Source organism: Streptomyces sp. NRRL B-24484, assembly GCF_000717715.1.
Classification (GTDB): domain Bacteria; phylum Actinomycetota; class Actinomycetes; order Streptomycetales; family Streptomycetaceae; genus Kitasatospora.
On record NZ_JOAI01000027.1, the window covers coordinates 62,640 to 80,320 of the forward strand.

The window sequence follows — 17,681 nt, forward strand, 5'->3', positions numbered from 1 at the left end:
GGCCTCAGCCCGCGGTCACCGCCGTGAAGTGGTGGACGTCCGAGGGCAGGGGGTGGTGCAGGCGCCAGGTGACGGCCATGGGGCGGTCGCCCTCGTGGGAGACGTACTCGGCCGGCCCGAGGAGCACGTACGGCGCGGTGCGGCCCTCGACGGTCTTGGAGCGGCGGACGAAGAGAAGCACGTTGGAGCCGGCCTTCCGGTGCCCGATGTAGCGCTGGCCGGTGGGGGCGGCCGCCGAGGTGCTGTTCTGCGATTCCCAGTGGAAGTGGTCGGCGTTGAGTGCGAAGTCGCGGTAGCGGACGCTGGCCGAGAAGTTCTTCTCGTCCTTGTTGATGGTGACCAACAGGGCGTCGGTCCGGGACGTCTCGCACCACACCACGCCTGACTGGAACGTCGCCGGCTTGAAGCCGTCGATCGAGGCCCGGCCGAGCGCGGCCAGCAACTCCGGGGTGTTGTAGTGGGCGTGCACGGCGAGCGGCCGGTTCGTCAGCGGTCCGAGGTCCGGGCCGAGGCGTACGGGGGCGTGGGTGGCGTGCTCCAGGCCGTGGGTGAGGACCTGACGCAGCTCTGCGCGGAGGCCGTGCTGCTGACGGAGCGAACGCAGTCCTTCGGCGACGGTCGGGAATCCGCCCCCCGGCCAGAGCGAGAAGAAGAGCATCGCCGCGTACGTCCGGAGCGGCTCGGCCAGGTGGTCGAAGTCGGGTGCGTCGTCCGCCAGCAGGGCGGAGTAGGCCGCGACCCGCGCGGGGTCGTCGACGTGCAGCAGGGCGGGCACCCGGCGCAGCAGCGCCTCTTCGCCTTCGGGTGCGGTCCCGGTGATGAGGCCCGCGCGCCTGAGCAGGCCGGTCCAGGAGTTCTTGCCGCGGTAGAGGTCGTCGATGTCGCGGCGGCTCTCGGCCAGGTAGCCGGCGATCGTCGGGACGCCGTAGGAGCCGATCTCGGTTGCCAGTTGCCTGGCGTCGGCCTTGAGCTGGGTCTTGATGTTCTCGAGGACGATGTCCTTGGCGACCCGGTCGAGCACGATCTGGCATCCGGACGGGAGTTGCGGGAAGTCCTCCGTGACGGCCTCTTGGACGCCTCGGCGGGTGTGGCCGGTGAGTGCGCGGAACCGTGCGTCGAAGCGGAACTCCTTGCGCTGGTACCCGATGAAGTCCAGCACGGTGAGCACGGCCTTCTGGGGTGAGCGGCGCAGGCCGCGGCCGAGCTGCTGGAGGAAGATCGTGGCGCTGGAGGTCGGCCGGAGCAGCAGGACGGTGTCCACGTCGGGGACGTCCAGCCCCTCGTTGAACAGATCGACGCTGAAGAGTGCCTGGATGCGGCCGGTGCGGAGCCCGTCGAGTGCCTCGCGGCGCTGCTCGGCGGGGGTGTTCGCCGAGAGGGCGAGGGCGTGCAGGCCGGCCTGCCGGAAGGCCTCGGCCATGTGCTCGGCGTGACGGACGGAGACGCAGAAGCCTAGTGCCCGCATCCGGCCGGGGTCAGCGACCTTGTCACGGACGGCCTGGACGACCTGCCGGGCCTGGCTGTGTCCGGCAGTCAGCAGCTCGGTCAGTTCAGCGACGTCGTAGGCGCCTTGCCGCCAGCTGACGGCCCGCAGGTCGGTGTTGTCGTGCACGCCGAAGTAGTGGAACGGGCAGAGCAGGTCGTCCTCGAGGGCTTGCCAGAGGCGGAGTTCGGCAGCGATCCGGCCCTCGAAGAACTCGTCCTGGACGCGCTTGCCGTCGGCACGCTCGGGGGTGGCGGTGAGGCCGAGCAGTTCCCGGGGCTGGAAGTGGTCGATGATCCGGCGGTAGGTGGGTGCCTCGGCGTGGTGGAACTCGTCGATGACGATGACGTCGAAGGCGTCCGGCGCGAACTCGGCGAGCCTGCCGGCGTGCAGGGACTGAACGCTGGCGAAGAGGTGCCGCTGGTGCTGCGGCCTTGCACCGCCGACCAGCAGCTCACCGAAGGTGGCGTCCGTCAGGACCTCGCGGTAGGCCCGCTGGGACTGATGGAGTATCTCTTGGCGGTGCGCGATGAAGAGCAGCGACAGCTCGCCACCGTGTTCGGCGCGCAGCCTCCGGTAGTCGAGCGCGGCCGTGATGGTCTTGCCGGTGCCGGTGGCGGCGACCAGCAGGTTGCGGTGGTGCCCGCGTGCCTTGCGTTCGGCGTCCAGGCTCTCCAGCATCGCCTGCTGGTGCGGGTGGGGCCGGACTTCGAGGCCCGAGAGCTGCGTGGTGGAGCCGTCGCGGGACCATCCGCCGGCGGCCCGAAGCGCCTCGTCGAGCTCCTCGGCGTCGGTGTCCGGGTGGTACGGCCGGAACTCGGGGTTCGACCAGTAGGAGTCGAACGTCGCCTCGAACTTGCGCAGGACGGCCGGGGTGGCGACGCCGGACAGCCGGACGTTCCATTCCAGGCCGTCGAGCAGGGCCGCCCGGGACAGGTTGGAGCTGCCGACGTACGCGGTGTCGAAGCCGCTCGCCCGGCGGAACAGCCAGGCCTTGGCGTGCAGCCTGGTGGAACGCAGTTCGTGGTTGACCTTGACCTCGGCACCGAACTCGCGGACCAGGCGGTCCAGCGCGGCGCGTTCGGTGGCACCCAGGTAGGTGGTGGTGAGGACCCGCAGGCGGACGCCGCGACGCTTCAGTTCGCGCAGCGGCTCCTCCATGACCCGTAGTCCGTGCCACTTCACGAAGGCGCAGAGCAGGTCCACCCGATCGGCCGAGGCGAGTTCGGCGCGGAGTTCGTGGCCGAGGCTCTGCTCCTCCGGTGCGTTGGTGAGCAGTACCGTCTCGGAGAGCGGGGTCAACGGCCGTATGCGGTAGACGCCGTCGGCCTCCTTGTCGGCGAGCGCGACGAGCTCACGCGGCCCCGGCAGAACCTGGTCGACGGTGCCGGCACCGGTTTCGGCCAAGGCGGCCAGGAGGCGGTTCGCCGTCGTGACCTGATCCGCCGGGCTCAGGTCCAGCAGCGCCCGCTCGACCGCCGAGCCGATGTGCCGGGCCAGCACGAACGGCGACGAACCCTCGGGGACCGGGCGGTCCATCACCTGCCATCCGGCCTCGCCCAGCGTGGTCAGCCGGGCGGCCAGCGCGTCGGTCACCACCTGCTCATACAGGCCGGACACCGCAGGCGGGTTGGGCTCCGCGCCGCTGTCGGACATACCGCTCCAAGGGCTGGTCGGGATGGCTGCGCTCAGTTGTACCGCACACCCACGACAGCCCCCGTGCCGGGCGTCTGCGTCAGCGGCCGGTGCCGTCCTTGCCGAGGTGATCCTCGGCGACGCGGCGGGGGACGACCATCCGCCAGGCGTCCAGGACGAGTTCGCGCATCTCGTCGCTGTCGATGGCGGTCGTCCGGACCTGGACCCAGTTGAAGCGTTCGTCGGCGGGGTCGGGGGGCAGGAAGGTGTCCGGGGCGGAGGCGATCAGGGCGGCCCGTTCCTCCTTGGGGAAGGCGAAGCCGAGGACGGACTCGTCGCGGTTGAAGGCGAGGTAGACGATCCGGCCGACCCTGAACTTGATCCGGTCGCGGACCAGGGCCTCCTCGCTCCGGGGCAGGGACAGCGCCAGTCGGCGCACGTCGTCGACGGTGACCATCAGACCAGCCTGCCGGCCCAAGGGGCTCAGCGCCCCGGAACGGGGTCGTGGCCGCCGTGCGTGCCCGGACGGCAGCGCAGCAGGCGGCCGGCGGTGAGGCGGCTGCCGCGCACGGCACCGTGCCGGTGGAGGGCCTGCACGGCGTAGGTGGAGCAGGACGGGGTGTAGGGACAGCACGCCGCCCGGGTGGGGCTGATCCGGGTCCGGTAGAAGCGGACGGCGTCGTACAGGCCGGCCGCGAGTGGCCCTGCGGGGACGGGGGCGGCCGGGTCTGCGGCACTCCGGCCGCGGCCGTGTCCGACGGCGGCCTTGAGCACCGAGGCGAACATGATCGGAATCAGGGCGATCAGGCAGGGGTCGGCGATCTCGCCGAGGCAGTCGCAGGCGTCGCAGCAGTCGTTGTCGCCCTTCGTCCGCTTGTTGCGGCGCTTCCACTCCTCGCGGGCGCGGCGCTGTTCCCGGCGGCGGCGCCGCTCGTGCTCGGGCAGCCACCACCAGGCCCGGCCGGGGCGCGGCGGCGGGCCGCTCTGCTGCTGCACGTGGTGCGGGTGGTGGTGGGACACGGCTGCGGGCCTGCCTTCCGTACGGGTGCGGGTCGGGCCGCCGCGGTCGCGGCCCGCCCGGTGGGTCGGACGACCGTAGCGCACCTGCGGGTTCCCCCCGCTGCCGCCCGCCGGACGGCCTTGACTTCGCGTGCACTCCAACCGACAGACTCCGAACCGTTCGTTCCCGCGAGGGGCAGTCGAGAACCGAGGAGCAGCGATGGAGTACCGCACGATCGGCACCGACCCGTCGACCCGCCGCGAGGTGAGCGTGCTGAGCCTGGGCGCGATGCTGTTCGGCACGGCGGTGGACGAGCGGACCTCCTTCGCCCTGCTGGACCGGTTCGTCGAGGCGGGCGGGACCTTCGTCGACACCTCGAACAACTACGCCTTCTGGGTGGAGGGTTCGCAGGGCGGCGAGAGCGAGGCGCTGCTCGGCCGGTGGCGTCGCAGCCGCGGGATCGGCGACGAGGTGGTCGTCGCGACCAAGCTCGGGGCCCGGCCGATCGCCCCGTCACGGGGATTCACCCTGGACGTCGAGGGCCTGTCGGCGAAGACGGTGCGGAAGTCGGCGGAGCGCAGCATGGAGCGGCTCGGCACCGACCGGATCGACCTGCTGTACGCGCACATCGAGGACCCGCGGACCGAACTCGCCGAGACGGTCGAGGCGTTCGGGTCGCTGGCGGCGGAGGGCTCGGTCGGGCTGCTCGGGGTGAGCAACCACTGGGTGTGGCGGGTGGAGCGCGGACGGGCGCTGGCGGCCGCGGCCGGCCTGCCGGGGTGGGAGGTGCTGCAGTACCACCACAGCTATCTGCGGCACCGCACCGATCTGCCGACGCTGCGGTCCGCGGACGGTTCGGTCGGGGTGGCGGGCGGCGAGGTGCTGAGCTACCTGCGGTCGGAGCCGGGGCTGGCGATGGTGGCGTACTCGCCGCTGCTGGGCGGGAGTTACGTCCGGTCGGACAAGCCGCTGGGCGAGGGCTTCGACCACGCGGGGACGGCGAAGCGGCTGGCGGTGCTGCGGGAGGTCGCGGCGGAGACCGGCGCGACGGCGAACCAGGTGGTGCTGGCTTGGCTGATCGGCGGTGAGGTGCCGGTGATCCCGCTGGTGGGGGCCTCCTCGGTGGCCCAGTTGGACGAGAGCCTGGCGGCCGTGGAGTTGGGGCTGACGGCGGACCAGCGGGCACGGCTGGATGCGGCGCACTGATCCGCCGTCGAACGGACGCCTAGGACCGGTGGTCGGCGCCGGTGGGCAGGGGGTCGTGGGCGGCGAGGAGTTCGGCCTCGGTCTCGGTGAAGAGGCGGGACCGGAGCAGGAAGCGGACGCCTTCCGGTGCTTCCAGGGAGAATCCGCTGCCTCGGCCGGGGACGACGTCCACGGTGAGATGGGTGTGCCGCCAGCGGGCGTACTGGTCGGCGCTGATCCAGAACGGGGTGTCCTCGACGACGCGGCCGAGCAGCAGGTCCGAGGCGCCGACCCGGAACTCGCCGCGGGGGTAGCACATCGGTGCGCTGCCGTCGCAGCAGCCGCCGGACTGGTGGAACATCACCGGCCCGTGCACGGCCACCAGCGTCCGCAGCAACTCCTCGGCTGCGCCGGTGAGTTCGATCCTGGCGGGGGCGCGCTTCATCAGAAGAAGCCGAGCTTCTGGCCGGAGTAGCTGACCAGCAGGTTCTTGGTCTGCTGGTAGTGGTCGAGCATCATCCGGTGGGTCTCGCGGCCGATGCCGGACTTCTTGTAGCCGCCGAAGGCCGCGTGTGCGGGGTAGGCGTGGTAGCAGTTGGTCCACACCCGGCCCGCCTTGATTGCGCGGCCGAGGCGGTAGGCGGTGTTGCCGTCGCGGGTCCAGACGCCGGCGCCGAGGCCGTAGAGGGTGTCGTTGGCGATGTGCAGGGCCTCCTCGACGGTGTCGTAGGTGGCGACGGAGACGACCGGGCCGAAGATCTCCTCCTGGAAGATCCGCATGTCGTTGCTGCCGCGGAAGATCGTCGGCTCGATGTAGTAACCGCCCTCCAGCCCGGGCACGGTTCGGGCGCCGCCGCCGGTGAGCACCTCGGCGCCCTCCTGCCGGCCGATGTCCAGGTAGGAGAGGATCTTCTCGTACTGGTCGTTGCTGGCCTGGGCGCCGATCATGGTGGCGGGGTCGAGCGGGTCGCCGGCGGTGATCGCCTCGGTGCGGGCGATGCAGCGGGCGATGAACTCGTCGTAGATGGAGGCGTGGACGAGCGCGCGGGACGGGCAGGTGCACACCTCGCCCTGGTTGAGGGCGAACATCACGAAGCCCTCGACGGCCTTGTCCAGGTACTCGTCGTCGGCGGCCATCACGTCCGGCAGGAAGATGTTCGGGCTCTTGCCGCCGAGTTCGAGGGTGACCGGGATGATGTTCTCGCTGGCGTACTGCATGATCAGGCGGCCGGTGGTGGTCTCGCCGGTGAAGGCGACCTTGGCGACCCGGGGGCTGGAGGCGAGCGGCTTGCCGGCCTCCGTGCCGAAGCCGTTGACCACGTTGAGGACGCCGGGCGGCAGCAGGTCGGCGATCAGTTCGACGACCAGCAGGATGGAGACCGGGGTCTGCTCGGCCGGCTTGAGGACGACGCAGTTGCCGGCCGCGAGCGCCGGGGCGAGCTTCCAGGTGGCCATCAGGATCGGGAAGTTCCACGGGATGATCTGGCCGACCACGCCGAGCGGCTCGTGGAAGTGGTACGCGACGGTGTCGGCGTCGATCTCCGCGATGCCGCCCTCCTGGGCGCGCACCACGCCCGCGAAGTAGCGGAAGTGGTCGACGGCGAGCGGCAGGTCGGCGGCGAGCGTCTCCCGGACGGGCTTGCCGTTCTCCCAGCTCTCGGCGACGGCGAGCTTCTCGAGGTTCTGCTCGATCCGGTCGGCGATCCGGTTGAGGATGTTGGCGCGCTCGGTGACGGAGGTGCGGCCCCAGGCCTCTGCGGCGTTGTGCGCTGCGTCCAGGGCGAGTTCGACGTCGGGCGCGGTGGACCGGGCGACCTGACAGAACGTCTGCCCGGTGATCGGCGAGGGGTTGTCGAAGTAGCGGCCCTCCACCGGGGCGACCCACTTGCCGCCGATGAAGTTGTCGTAGCGGGGGGCGAAGCTGACGATGCTGCCTTCGGTTCCGGGCCGGGCGTAGACCATGGGCGGCTCTCCTCGTCGGAAGACGCGTACGGGTGGCGTCCGACGGCCGTCGTCCCAGGACCGGCCGCCGTGGACGGTGGCCACTCTCACCCCTTCGGGTTGGTGAAAGGTTGGCACCGCCCGGCGGACCCGGCCGGAACGGTCGTCAGTCCCGCAGGGCGGCGTGCAGCCGGCCGAGCGCCCCCGCGCGCCGTCCGTCGCCGGGCGCGAGCAGCCGCAGCGCGTGCTCGTGCACCTCGGTGTCGTACGGGGCGAGTTCGCCGTACCGCAGCGCGGGCCCCGAGTCGGCCGCGGCGAGGACGGCGGCGCGGACGGCGACGTCCAGGTACGCGCGGTGCTCGACGACGGCGGGGGCGTCGGAGTGCGGCAGCAGCGGGCCGGTGTACAGCCGCACGGCGGTGGCGGTGTCGCCCGCCGCCAGGGCGCGGCGCACCTCGGCCGCGTCACAGCGCACGGGCGCGGTGAGCCGGTAGCGGCGGGCGGAGACGGCGCCGCCGAGGTCGCGGCGCAGGTGCGAGATCTCGGCCTTGACGGTGGTGGCGGTGACCGGCCGGTCGCCGTAGACGGCGGTGCGCAGCCGTTCGGCCGAGAAGCCTTCGGGTTCCAGGGCGAGCAGGGTGAGGATCTCCAGTCGGCGCGGCGGCAGGTGCAGCGGGACGCCGTCGCGGGTGGCCTGTTCGCGGCCGAGGCAGGTGAGGCGCAGTCCCTCGGGGCGGGCGGCGGTGCCGGGGGCCGCGGGCAGGGCGGCGCCGACGGCGGCGGCGAGGGTGCGGACGGTGGAGAGCGCGAGCGGGTGCGAGCGGTCCCAGGTGGTGGAGAGGTCGAGGGTGCCGGCGATGGTGCCGTCCGGGCGGCGGATCGGCGCGCAGTAGCAGACCCAGCCGTGCAGCACGGAGACCAGGTGCTCGGCGGAGAAGACGGTGGCGGCGCGGCCGGTGCTCAGCGCGAGCGAGAGGGCGTTGGTGCCCATCGCCTGCTCGTCCCACCGTGCGCCGGGGGCGAAGTTGACGCGTTCCGCCTTGCGCTGCATGACGGGGCCGCCGCAGGTCCACAGGATGGTGCCGGCCTCGTCGGTGACGGCGGCGATGAAGCCCGCGTCGTCGGCGATCGCGCGGAGTTCGTCGGCGACGGCGTCGACCGGAGTGCGGAGCGGGGAGTGCGCCCAGTCGGGGCCGTGCGCGCCGGGGTCGCAGGGCGGGGCGGAGGTCCGGGAGGGGTCGACGGTGGGCAGGGACCGCAGCCAGGAGTCCGCGACCTCGGGGCGCACCCCTGCACCGTCCGGGGCGTGCTGCGGCCCAGCCTCCCGGTGGGGCACCCAGCGGGACCACTCGTCCTCCAACGCGGCCCTGCGCCGGCGAAGATCTCCACGCACAGCATCGACCCCTTCGACCTCGTCGTCGACGGCGGGCACGGCCGGCCCCGCCGAGGGGCCGCCGACCCGGTCGGGCCAGTGTGGCCGACCCCCGGCGGGCACGGCCAGCACGCCGCACCGGGACGTCGCGCCGCAGCGGAACGTCCGGAGGCCCGCGGCCGGGGAGCCGGCCCGTTCCGGCGGGTGGGCCCGGGACGGAGGGGTCGGGACGGGGACGGAGGGGTCGGGACGGGTCGCGGGGGCGCCTGCGGCGGGCGGTGCGCGGGCCGCGCCAGGCGTTCAGCGGGTCCACATCTGCGCGCTGTCGGGCGGCCACCTCGATGCCGACCTGCCACGGGAGACATACGGGTGACCCGCCCGTCATGAGCGTGACGGGACAAGGGCCGTCCGGAGCGCAGTGCGTCCAGTCCCGTCCACGAGCAGGGAGAGCCGAGATGACCACCGCCCCCGTCCTCGCACCGTCCGTCCCCGACCTGGCCCCGGCTCCCCCGGCCGCCGCCCGGGCCCCGCAGGCTCCCGTGCCCGTCGGCTACAGCGTCGCGCTGGCCCAGGACGAGGGCGACGTGCGGGCCGCGCAGCGGCTGCGGCACCGGGTGTTCGCCGAGGAGATGGGCGCCGTCCTGGACAGCCCGCTGCCCGGTCTGGACGCCGACGCCCTCGACGACCACTGCGACCACCTGCTGGTCCGCGAGAACGGCACCAGCGAGGTGGTCGGCACCTACCGGCTGCTGCGCCCGGAGGCGGCCCGCCGGGCCGGCCGGCTGTACTCCGACACCGAGTTCGACCTGTCCCGGCTGGCCGGTCTGCGGGACGGCCTGGTCGAGGTCGGCCGGTCCTGCATCCACCCGGACCACCGGGGCAGCGGCGCCGTGATCAACCTGATGTGGGGCGGCATCGCCCGCTACCTGACGAGCACCGGCAACACCTGGGTGGCGGGCTGCTGCTCCGTGCCGCTGGCGGACGGCGGCACCGAGGCCGCCGGTGTCCGGGACTCCGTCCTCGCCAAGCACCTCGCCCCGGCGGAGTACCGGGTGTCGCCGCTGCGCCCCTGGGACCACGAGGGCGTCGCCCGGCCGGCCCGTGCCGCGATCCCGCCGCTGCTCCGCGGTTACCTGCGCCTCGGCGCCTGGGTGGGCGGCGAGCCCGCGCACGACCCGGACTTCGGTGTCGCCGACCTGTTCGTGCTGCTGTCGCTGGAGCGGACCGACCCGCGCTACCTGCGGCACTTCCTGTCCGCCGGGCCCGCCTTGTGAGCGCCTGGCTGCCGACGGCGCCCTGCACACCGGAGGAGTGCGTGGCCGCCCCCGACCCGGTGGTCGGGCCCGGGCGGCAGCTGCTGCGCGCCGCGTCCTGTGCGGCCCTGCTGCTGGCCGGCGTGGCGCTGGCGCCGGCGGTCCGCGGCTGCTGCGGGCCGGCGCTGCGCGAGCGGCTGGTGCAGCGCTGGGCGCGACTGCTGATCGGCGCGTTCGGCGTGGAGCTGCGGGCGGGTCCGGTGCCGCGGACGGACGGCGGTGTGCTGCTGGTGGCCAACCACGTGTCGTGGCTGGACATCCTGCTGGTGGCGGCCGTCCGGCCGGCCCGGATGCTGGCGAAGACGGAGGTGCGGGCCTGGCCGCTGGTCGGCCCGCTGGCGGCCTGGGCCGGCACGCTCTTCCTGGACCGGGACCGGCTGCGCGCGCTGCCGGCCACCGTGGACGGGATCGCGGCGGCGCTGCGCCGCGGCGAGCGGGTGGCGGTCTTCCCCGAGGGCAGCACCTGGTGCGGACGGCGCGGCGGGCGGTTCCGGCCGGCGCTGTTCGAGGCTGCCGTGCGGGCCGGGGCGACCGTCCAGCCGATGGCGCTGCACTACCGGCTCGCGGACGGGCGGACGGCGACCGTCGCGGCGTTCGTCGGCGAGGACGGGCTGCTCGCCTCGCTGCGCCGGGTGCTCGCCGCCCGCGGACTGGTGGCGGAGGTGGAGTTCCGTGCCCCCGTCCCGGCGGGCGCGGCGGGCCGCCGCGAGCTGGCCGCGGCGGCGCAGGCGGCGGTGTTCGGCACCCCCGTGCTGCCCGCCCCGGCGGCCCCCGTCGAGAGCGTCCGGCACGTGGCCGACCGGCTGCCGACCGCCGCCTGAGCGCAGCCCACCAGGGGCGGGTGCCGACGGAGACGGCGACGGCGACGACTCAGCGGGCCACTGCGATCACCTCGCGGACGGCCTGCGGGTCGTCGAGCAGCCGCAGCATCTGCCGGGCGACGTCGGCGCGCGTGACTCTCCAGCCGCCGCGCACGTTCTGCCCGCGGGCCGTCCGGACGGCGCCGGTGCCCGGCCCGTCAGTGAGCCGGGGCGGGCGGACGACCGTCCAGTCCAGCCCGCTGCCGCGCAGTTCGTCCTCCATCCGGGCGAGGTCGGCGTAGTACGGACGGAGCGCGGCCTTGACCGCCGGCCCGAAGAGGTGGCGCATCAGGAAGCCGTCGCCGGGGTCGTACCGGGGCGGGGTGGGGCGGTCGGGCGAGGGCACGGTGCCGACGGGTGCGGCACTGACCACGACGATCCGCCGGGTGCCGGTGCTGCGCATCGCACGGACGAGGGCGCGGGTGCCGCGCTCGGCGACGCCCGCCTCGGCGTTGGAGCGGGCGCCGAGTCCGGAGAGCACGGCGTCGGCGCCGTCGACGGCGCGTGCCACGGCGGCCGGGTCGGGGGCGGCGAGGTCGGCGGTGACGATCCGTATCCGGTCGGAGGCCCGTTGCGCGGGGGTGAGCCGATCGGGGTTGCGGACGAGCACGGTGGCGTGGTGGCCGGCGGCCAGCGCCTGGTCGAGGAGGTGGCGGCCGATGCCGCCGGTGGCGGCGACGACGGTGATCTTCACGGTGGTCTCCCTGGTCCGGTCTGGTCTGGTGGGTCTGGCGGGTCTGGTCCGCGGGGCCGTGGGGCCGTGGGGCCGTGGGCCTCAGGGGATGCGGGTGAGCTTCTCGGGGTTGGTCACGAAGTAGATGTCGCGGACGTGGTCGCCGTCGGAGGTCGGCTCGACGACCAGGACGGCGAACGGCTCCTCGCCGGCGAAGAGGACGGCCGAGGGGTCGCCGTTGGCCCGCGCCCAGCGGACGTGCAGGACGGCGGCGTTCCGGGCGGCGCCGGCCATCAGCGTCCGGGCGACCTGTTCGCGACCGTGCACGGGCAGCCGCCCGGCGGCCGGGGCCCGGCCGCCGCCGTCGGCCCAGAGGGTGACGTCGGGGGCGAGCAGGTCGAGCAGGGCGTGCAGGTCGGCGCCGCCGACGACCGCGGCGAACCGCTCGGTGACGCGGCGGCGCAGCGCGGCGTCGGTGCGGTACCGGGGGCGCCGGGCCTGCACGTGCTCGCGGGCCCGGTGGGCGGTCTGGCGGACGGCGGCGGGGGTGCGGCCGAGCACGTCGGCGATCTCGTCGTGCCGGTAGCCGAAGACCTCGTGCAGCACGAAGACGGCCCGTTCCAGCGGGGAGAGCGTCTCCAGGACGACCATCAGGGCCATCGAGACGGATTCGGCCTGCTCGGCCTCCTCGGCGGTGCCGGCGGGCGGTTCGGCGCCGGCTGGGGCGACGAGCGGTTCGGGCAGCCAGGGGCCGAAGTAGGTCTCCCGGCGGCGGGTGACCGCGGCCCGGCGGGCGAGCGCCTTGTTGACGGCGATCCGCACGAGGTACGCGCGGGGGTTGTCGATCCGCGCGGTGCCGCGGCCGGACCAGGCGAGCCAGGTCTCCTGCAGCACGTCCTCGGTGTCGGCGACGGTGCCGAGCATGCTGTAGACGATCGAGAAGAGCAGGTCGCGGTGGTCGACGAAGTCCTGGGTCGCCCCGTCGCCGTCGTCCGCGCCGCCGGTCGCTCCGGTGCCGGTCATGGTGTGCCTCCTGTGTGCGGTCACCGATCGAGAGCAGCACAGGGGACCCGGGTGTGACATCCACCCCGCCGGATGTGACCCGGGTCTCACCCGGGTACCGCGTACGGGGCCCGGCGGGCCGATACTGGCGGGGTGGACGAGGCGCTGCTGGACGCGGGGGTGGCGGACGAGGGCGTGCGGGTGCGGCCGACCGGGGCGATGGCGCGTTACGCGGCCTGGTACTCCGGGTACCGGCAGGCCGGTCTGCCGCCGGGCCGGCACCGCGGGCTGCCCTCGCCGTGGCTGACGCTGATCTTCACCTTGGACGACCCGCTGACGGTGGCGGTGCATCCGGAGCCCGGCCGCGGGCCGCAGGACTACACGGCGCTGCTGGGCGGGCTGCACACCACGCCCGCGCTGATCACCAACCCGGGCCGGCAGTCCGGGATCCAGGTGGCGCTGGACCCGCTGGCGGCGCGCCCACTGCTGGGGCTGCCGGCGGGCGAGCTGGCGGGCCTCGACCTGCCGGCCGAGGACCTGCTCGGCCCGCTCGCCGACGAGGTCCGGGAGCGGCTGCTCGCCGCGCCGGACTGGCCGGGGCGGTTCGCGGTGCTGGACGCGCTGCTGCCGCGCCTCGCGGAGCCGTACGGCGAGGCGGCGCCGGAGGTGCGGCGGGTGTGGGCGCTGCTGCGGCGCAGCGGCGGACGGCTGCCGGTGTCGGCTCTGGCGGCGGAGGCGGGCTGGAGCGAGCGGCACCTCGCGGCGCGGTTCCGGCTGGAGACGGGGCTGTCGCCGAAGGCCGCGGCCCGGGTGGTGCGCTTCGACCGGGCCCGCCGGATGGCCGCGTCGGACGGCGGCAGGCTGGCCGAACTCGCGGCACGGTGCGGGTACTTCGACCAGGCGCACCTGGCCAGGGAGTTCCGGGCGCTGGCCGGCGTCGCGCCGAGCGTGTGGCTGGCGGAGGAGTTCCGATTCGTCCAAGCCGGGGTGCCGGCCGCGGTACAGGCTGGGGCGTGACGGCACGGGGTGCGCGAGGGCCCCGGGTGCGACCGGCACCGGCCGACGCGGCACGGAGGTGGAGTGATGGGTACGGCAGAGGTCCCGGACGGGGCGCCCGCACCGCAGGTGTGGCCGACGCTGCGGGCGCACGACGCACGCAAGCTGATCGCCTTCCTGGTGGAGGCGTTCGGTTTCGAGGAGACGGTGGTGTACGGGGAGGGCGCCGCGGTGCACCACGCACAGCTGAGCTGGCCGGAGGGCGGCGGGGTGATGCTGGGCTCGGTCCGCGAGGACCCGGACGGTGCCGACGGCGCGGCGGGCAGCGGCCCGACCCCGCCGGGCAGCTTCGGCGCGTACGTGGTGACGGCGGACCCGGACGCCGTGCACGCGCGGGCGGTCGCCGCGGGCGCCGAGGTCGTGGACGCCCTGCACGAGACGGACTACGGCTCGCGGGACTTCGCCGCCCGCGACCCGGAGGGCAACCGCTGGTACTTCGGCACGTACCGCGGTGAGCCGCGCGGCCGTGGCTGAGGCGGCGGACGCCCCGCGGCCGGACGGCGCGGCGCTGCGGGCGGCGGTGGAGCGGCTGCGCGGGCTGTGCCTGGCGCTGCCCGGCGCCGAGGAGCGGCCGAGCCACGGGGAGGCGGCCTGGTTCGCGGGCCGGCCGATGTTCGCCATGACCTCGGACCGGCACCACGACGACCGCACGGGCTTCTGGGCGGCGGCCGCCGCCGGGGTGCAGGAGCACCTGGTGGCTGCCGATCCGGACCGGTACTTCCGCCCGCCGTACGTGGGCGGCCGCGGCTGGATCGGGGTGTACCTGGACATCGAGGTGGACTGGCGGCAGGTCGAGGACCTGGTGCTCGACGCCTTCCTCCTGGTGGCCCCCGCCCGGCTGCGCGCCGAGGCCCGGCAGGGCACCACGGGGGCTGGGCCCACCGGGTGAACTTGACGTCTGCGCAGGTCACAGGCGGTGCGGATGCCGAGTGGGGTGGCACGTACCGGCGTACGATGGTGCGAGTATGAGCCCTTGCGGCCCCGTCACAGCCTCCGGGCTGGAGAGAGGGGGTGGGTCCGGTGTCGATGCCTCCCGGCAGTCAGACTCCTTCCACCGCACCCCGTTCGACCGGCTCGGGTGCCGGCGAGAAGGGTCTGAAGACCGGCGCGCTCGGCCTCGTGTCGTCCGTCGCCATCGGCCTGGCCTCCACGGCCCCCGCCTACAGCCTGGCGGCGACGCTGGGCATCCTCGTCGTCGGGGTGGGCCTGCAGGCGCCGATCATCACCATCCTGGCGTTCATCCCGATGCTGCTGATCGCCTTCTCCTACAAGGAGTTGAACGCCTCCGACCCGGACTGCGGGACGACGTTCACCTGGGCGGCGCGGGCGTTCGGCCCACGAACGGGCTGGATGGGCGGCTGGGGCATCATCGTCGCCGACATCATCGTGATGGCGAACCTGGCACAGATCGCCGGCGTGTACGGCTTCCAACTGTTCGGCCTGGACTCCCTGGCGAACTCGACGACCTGGACGACGATCGCCGGCGTGGTCTGGATCATCGTCATGACCTGGATCTGCTACGTCGGCATCGAGCTGTCCGCGGCGCTGCAGCGGTGGCTGCTGGCGATCGAGGTCGTGATGCTGGTGCTGCTCTCGGTGACGGCTCTGGTCAAGGTGTACGGCTCGAACCCGCCGTCCACGGCGATCACGGTGGACGCCTCCTGGTTCAACCCGTTCGAGGTGTCCTCGTCGACGGCGTTCACCGCGGGCATCCTCTCCGCGGTCTTCATCTACTGGGGCTGGGACACCGCGGTGTCGGTCAACGAGGAGACGGCGGACGCCGCCCGCACGCCGGGCCGGGCCGCCGTCATCTCGACCGTGCTGCTGCTGCTCATCTACGCCCTGGTGTCGACCGCGGCGATGGCCTTCGCGGGCGTCGGCACGGAGGGCATCGGGCTCGGCAACGAGGACAACTCGGGGGACGTCCTGTCGGGGCTCGGTGACGCCGTGTTCGGCACCAGCGGCTTCGGTGGGTTCCTCAGCAAGCTGATGATCTTCATGGTGCTGACCTCGTCGGCGGCGTCCACCCAGACGACCATCCTGCCGACCGCGCGCACCAGCTTCTCGATGGCCGCCCACAAGGCGCTGCCCTCGCAGTTCGGCCGGGTGCACCCCCGCCACCTCACCCCGACCTGGTCGACCATCGGCATGGGCATCGCCTCGATCGCCTTCTACGTGCTGCTGACCGCGATCAGCGGCAACGTCCTCGCCGACTCGATCGCCTCCGTCGGCCTCGGCATCGCCTTCTACTACGGCCTCACCGGCTTCGCCTGCGTCTGGTACTACCGCAAGGTGCTGACCCGCAGCGTCAAGGACTTCGTCCTCAAGGGCGTCGCCCCGCTGCTGGGCGGCCTGATGCTGCTGTACTTCTTCTGCTACGGCGCCTTCGACGTGTACGCCGACCCGAACTACGGCTCCACCTCGATCAACCTGCCGATCTTCGGCGACACCGGCGGCGTCACGGTCATCGGCATCGGTGCGCTGGTGCTCGGCGCGATCCTGATGCTGGTGCAGTGGGCCGTGCAGGGCTCGTGGTTCCGCCGACCGGACGTCCCCAAGGAGGCGGCGGACCCGGCCACAGCACCCTGAGGCCCGGTCCTCGCCCCTGGTCCTCTCCCCTGGTTCTCGCCCCCGGCCCCGGCCCTCGCCCCCTGCTCAGTCCTCGCCGTCGGTGAAGCGCCAGCGGGTCGGCGAGCCGCGGAAGTCGGTGTGCAGCAGGCCGATCGCCTGAGCCGGCTGCACCCGCACGGTGGCGTTGACCGCCGGGTCGAGGAAGTCGATGCCGTAGGCCACCGAGTACTTGGCGTTCAGCGCCGCCAGGAAGCCGGCGATCTCGGCCCGGTCGGCGGTGGACTCGGCCCGCCCCTCCAGCACCACCGGGTCCCGCGGGTCCTCGGTGGTGACCACGCAGTCGGGCCGCTCCGCGAGGTTGCGCATCTTGCGCGAGGAGACGCTGCTGGAGAACCAGAACGCGCCGTCCAGCCAGACGCCCCAGACCGGCATGGTGTGCGGACGGCCGTCGGGCCGCACCGAGCACACCCAGTAGTCGTGCGACCCGACCAGGCGCTTCTCGGCCCACTCCCAGCTGAGCAGGCCCGTGCCCTCGTCAGCGGGCCGGATGCCGTACCCGGGCATGTGCGGGCGGCCGGCGGTCGGCTCGGTCATGGCGGCGACTCCCTCCGAAGGTGGCGGGTGCTTCCTCCAGCGTAGGGGTGGTGCCGGGGCAGGGGAGGTCGTCCGGAGGCACCCGGTGTCGTCGGCCGGTACGCCCGTGTCGGCGGCGGGCGGACCCGTGTCGGCCGTGGGTGGCAGGATCCCGGCCATGGAGATCGGGGAGCTGACGCTGCGGGCGTGGCGCGGCGGCACGGACGAGTGGCGGGAGCGGGTGCTGCGGGCGGCGGCCGAGCGGGTGGGGGCGGACGGCTGGTCCCTGGCCCCGGACGGCACGGCCACCGTGGTGCTGCACGGCCGGGAGTTCGCGCTGGTGCCCGGCGGCGAGGTGCAGCTGGGCTTCGACGCCGCGGCCTTCGCACCGACCCCCGAGCAGACGGCCTCGTACGCGGAGAGCTGCCGGGACTTCGGTTTCCCGGCCGATCTGCACGCGCACCTGGCCGAGGTGCTGAGCCCCGTGCGGACGGTACGGCTGCCGGCCCTGCTGGTGGGCGTCGAGGCGGTCGACGCCGGGGAGGTGGACTTCGAGGAACACGGCTGGCGGCTGCCCACCCCGGACGAGTGGGAGCACGCCTGCGGGGCGGGCGCACCCACGCTCTTCCGCTGGGGAGGCACCCACCCCGACACCGACGACCCGTTCAGCGCCCCCGACGGCCCGCAGCGCCGGCCGAACGCCTTCGGGCTGCGCATCGCCCAGGACCCGTACCGGCCGGAGGTCACCGCCGATCCGGAGGTGATGTGCGGCGGGGACGGCGGCTCCGCGACCTGCGGGGGCTACGGCGCCTTCCTGGCCTGGCTGCCGCTGGCGACCGCGTACCGGGACCCGTCGCTCGCGGAACTGCTCGACGGCGGCGGCTGGTGCGACGACCTGCTGGGCCGCCCGGTGGTGGCGCTCTGACGAGTCCGTGCACCCGCTCGTGCGGGTGCACGGACTCGTGCGGACTCGTCGACGAGCGCGGGTGTGCCGGCTCGTGCGGGTGCGCCGACCGG

At 73.9% G+C, this 17,681-nt stretch carries 17 protein-coding genes; 8 read left to right on the forward strand and 9 right to left on the reverse strand.

All coding sequences use genetic code 11. The annotated features are described in order from the left end of the window. Positions 1 to 4: 4 nt before the first annotated feature. The 3 genes from IE98_RS0123825 to yidD all read right to left on the reverse strand — a co-directional run bounded on the left by IE98_RS0123825 (position 5) and on the right by yidD (position 4,138). Positions 5 to 3,139 carry a DUF3427 domain-containing protein gene (locus tag IE98_RS0123825; protein WP_030272119.1) on the reverse strand — a complete coding sequence of 1,045 codons (3,135 nt, stop codon included), beginning with the start codon at positions 3,137 to 3,139 and terminating at the stop codon, positions 5 to 7. A 79-nt stretch (positions 3,140 to 3,218) separates the two neighbouring features. Next, positions 3,219 to 3,575, reverse strand: a complete 357-nt coding sequence (locus IE98_RS0123830; protein ID WP_030272121.1) for an MmcQ/YjbR family DNA-binding protein — start codon at positions 3,573 to 3,575, stop codon at positions 3,219 to 3,221. 26 nt (positions 3,576 to 3,601) lie between these two features. Continuing rightward, complete coding sequence (gene yidD / locus IE98_RS51075) at positions 3,602 to 4,138, reverse strand: membrane protein insertion efficiency factor YidD (protein WP_234443645.1); 537 nt, start codon at positions 4,136 to 4,138, stop codon at positions 3,602 to 3,604. Positions 4,139 to 4,337: 199 nt separating this feature from the next. Between yidD and IE98_RS0123840 the strand changes: the two genes are divergently transcribed. Next, entirely contained in the window at positions 4,338 to 5,324 is a 987-nt protein-coding gene (locus IE98_RS0123840) for an aldo/keto reductase (RefSeq protein ID WP_030272125.1), read from the forward strand. Positions 5,325 to 5,343: 19 nt separating this feature from the next. Here the strand turns inward: IE98_RS0123840 and IE98_RS0123845 are convergent, their stop codons facing one another. From IE98_RS0123845 to IE98_RS0123855, 3 genes are all read right to left on the reverse strand, one after another. Further along, on the reverse strand, positions 5,344 to 5,748 hold the full coding sequence (locus IE98_RS0123845) for a DUF779 domain-containing protein (RefSeq protein ID WP_030272126.1): 405 nt from the start codon (positions 5,746 to 5,748) through the stop codon (positions 5,344 to 5,346). After that, positions 5,748 to 7,265 carry an aldehyde dehydrogenase gene (gene adh, locus IE98_RS0123850; protein WP_030272128.1) on the reverse strand — a complete coding sequence of 506 codons (1,518 nt, stop codon included), beginning with the start codon at positions 7,263 to 7,265 and terminating at the stop codon, positions 5,748 to 5,750. Before adh ends, IE98_RS0123845 begins: the two co-directional genes overlap by 1 nt. Before the next feature lie 145 nt (positions 7,266 to 7,410). Next, the gene (locus IE98_RS0123855) at positions 7,411 to 8,532 is read right to left on the reverse strand and encodes a GAF domain-containing protein (RefSeq protein WP_234443646.1); all 1,122 of its coding nucleotides are present in this window, start codon (positions 8,530 to 8,532) and stop codon (positions 7,411 to 7,413) included. Between the two features lie 539 nt (positions 8,533 to 9,071). On the opposite strand from IE98_RS0123855, the gene IE98_RS0123860 reads away from it, so the two are divergent. After that, a complete protein-coding gene (locus IE98_RS0123860; RefSeq protein ID WP_030272132.1) occupies positions 9,072 to 9,890 on the forward strand; it encodes a GNAT family N-acetyltransferase in 819 nt (272 codons plus the stop codon). Between the two features lie 41 nt (positions 9,891 to 9,931). Next, positions 9,932 to 10,750: a lysophospholipid acyltransferase family protein gene (locus IE98_RS0123865; protein ID WP_234443647.1), complete on the forward strand. Its 819-nt coding sequence runs from the start codon at positions 9,932 to 9,934 to the stop codon at positions 10,748 to 10,750. Positions 10,751 to 10,799: 49 nt separating this feature from the next. Here the strand turns inward: IE98_RS0123865 and IE98_RS0123870 are convergent, their stop codons facing one another. Together IE98_RS0123870 and IE98_RS0123875 are read right to left on the reverse strand one after the other, a co-directional pair. Beyond that, entirely contained in the window at positions 10,800 to 11,483 is a 684-nt protein-coding gene (locus IE98_RS0123870; RefSeq protein WP_030272136.1) for an NAD(P)-dependent oxidoreductase, read from the reverse strand. Positions 11,484 to 11,564: 81 nt separating this feature from the next. Then, entirely contained in the window at positions 11,565 to 12,485 is a 921-nt protein-coding gene (locus tag IE98_RS0123875) for a sigma-70 family RNA polymerase sigma factor (RefSeq protein ID WP_030272138.1), read from the reverse strand. Between the two features lie 132 nt (positions 12,486 to 12,617). Here IE98_RS0123875 and IE98_RS0123880 point away from each other — a divergent pair, with 132 nt between their 5' ends. The 4 genes from IE98_RS0123880 to IE98_RS0123895 all read left to right on the forward strand — a co-directional run bounded on the left by IE98_RS0123880 (position 12,618) and on the right by IE98_RS0123895 (position 16,109). Beyond that, entirely contained in the window at positions 12,618 to 13,481 is an 864-nt protein-coding gene (locus tag IE98_RS0123880) for an AraC family transcriptional regulator (protein WP_324605795.1), read from the forward strand. Positions 13,482 to 13,547: 66 nt separating this feature from the next. Next, positions 13,548 to 13,994, forward strand: a complete 447-nt coding sequence (locus IE98_RS0123885; RefSeq protein ID WP_030272141.1) for a VOC family protein — start codon at positions 13,548 to 13,550, stop codon at positions 13,992 to 13,994. Next, positions 13,987 to 14,409 carry an MmcQ/YjbR family DNA-binding protein gene (locus tag IE98_RS0123890; protein ID WP_234443648.1) on the forward strand — a complete coding sequence of 141 codons (423 nt, stop codon included), beginning with the start codon at positions 13,987 to 13,989 and terminating at the stop codon, positions 14,407 to 14,409. The genes IE98_RS0123885 and IE98_RS0123890 overlap by 8 nt, the downstream gene beginning before the upstream one ends. A 137-nt stretch (positions 14,410 to 14,546) precedes the next feature. Further along, complete coding sequence (locus tag IE98_RS0123895; protein WP_052390889.1) at positions 14,547 to 16,109, forward strand: APC family permease; 1,563 nt, start codon at positions 14,547 to 14,549, stop codon at positions 16,107 to 16,109. Positions 16,110 to 16,175: 66 nt separating this feature from the next. Here the strand turns inward: IE98_RS0123895 and IE98_RS0123900 are convergent, their stop codons facing one another. Then, on the reverse strand, positions 16,176 to 16,685 hold the full coding sequence (locus tag IE98_RS0123900) for a pyridoxamine 5'-phosphate oxidase family protein (RefSeq protein ID WP_030272147.1): 510 nt from the start codon (positions 16,683 to 16,685) through the stop codon (positions 16,176 to 16,178). Positions 16,686 to 16,842: 157 nt separating this feature from the next. Here IE98_RS0123900 and IE98_RS0123905 point away from each other — a divergent pair, with 157 nt between their 5' ends. Next, positions 16,843 to 17,589, forward strand: coding sequence for a hypothetical protein (locus IE98_RS0123905; protein WP_052390874.1), 747 nt, complete (start codon positions 16,843 to 16,845; stop codon positions 17,587 to 17,589). The last annotated feature ends 92 nt before the right edge of the window (positions 17,590 to 17,681 follow it).

What these genes read in the sequence shown, in the direction of transcription:
- IE98_RS0123825 (WP_030272119.1), bottom strand. Translation starts at nt 3,139, where the DNA reads ATGTCCGACAGCGGCGCGGAGCCCAACCCGCCTGCGGTGTCCGGCCTG.
- IE98_RS0123830 (WP_030272121.1), bottom strand. Translation starts at nt 3,575, where the DNA reads ATGGTCACCGTCGACGACGTGCGCCGACTGGCGCTGTCCCTGCCCCGG.
- IE98_RS0123840 (WP_030272125.1), top strand. Translation starts at nt 4,338, where the DNA reads ATGGAGTACCGCACGATCGGCACCGACCCGTCGACCCGCCGCGAGGTG.
- IE98_RS0123845 (WP_030272126.1), bottom strand. Translation starts at nt 5,748, where the DNA reads ATGAAGCGCGCCCCCGCCAGGATCGAACTCACCGGCGCAGCCGAGGAG.
- adh (WP_030272128.1), bottom strand. Translation starts at nt 7,265, where the DNA reads ATGGTCTACGCCCGGCCCGGAACCGAAGGCAGCATCGTCAGCTTCGCC.
- IE98_RS0123860 (WP_030272132.1), top strand. Translation starts at nt 9,072, where the DNA reads ATGACCACCGCCCCCGTCCTCGCACCGTCCGTCCCCGACCTGGCCCCG.
- IE98_RS0123875 (WP_030272138.1), bottom strand. Translation starts at nt 12,485, where the DNA reads ATGACCGGCACCGGAGCGACCGGCGGCGCGGACGACGGCGACGGGGCG.
- IE98_RS0123885 (WP_030272141.1), top strand. Translation starts at nt 13,548, where the DNA reads ATGGGTACGGCAGAGGTCCCGGACGGGGCGCCCGCACCGCAGGTGTGG.
- IE98_RS0123895 (WP_052390889.1), top strand. Translation starts at nt 14,547, where the DNA reads ATGCCTCCCGGCAGTCAGACTCCTTCCACCGCACCCCGTTCGACCGGC.
- IE98_RS0123900 (WP_030272147.1), bottom strand. Translation starts at nt 16,685, where the DNA reads ATGACCGAGCCGACCGCCGGCCGCCCGCACATGCCCGGGTACGGCATC.
- IE98_RS0123905 (WP_052390874.1), top strand. Translation starts at nt 16,843, where the DNA reads ATGGAGATCGGGGAGCTGACGCTGCGGGCGTGGCGCGGCGGCACGGAC.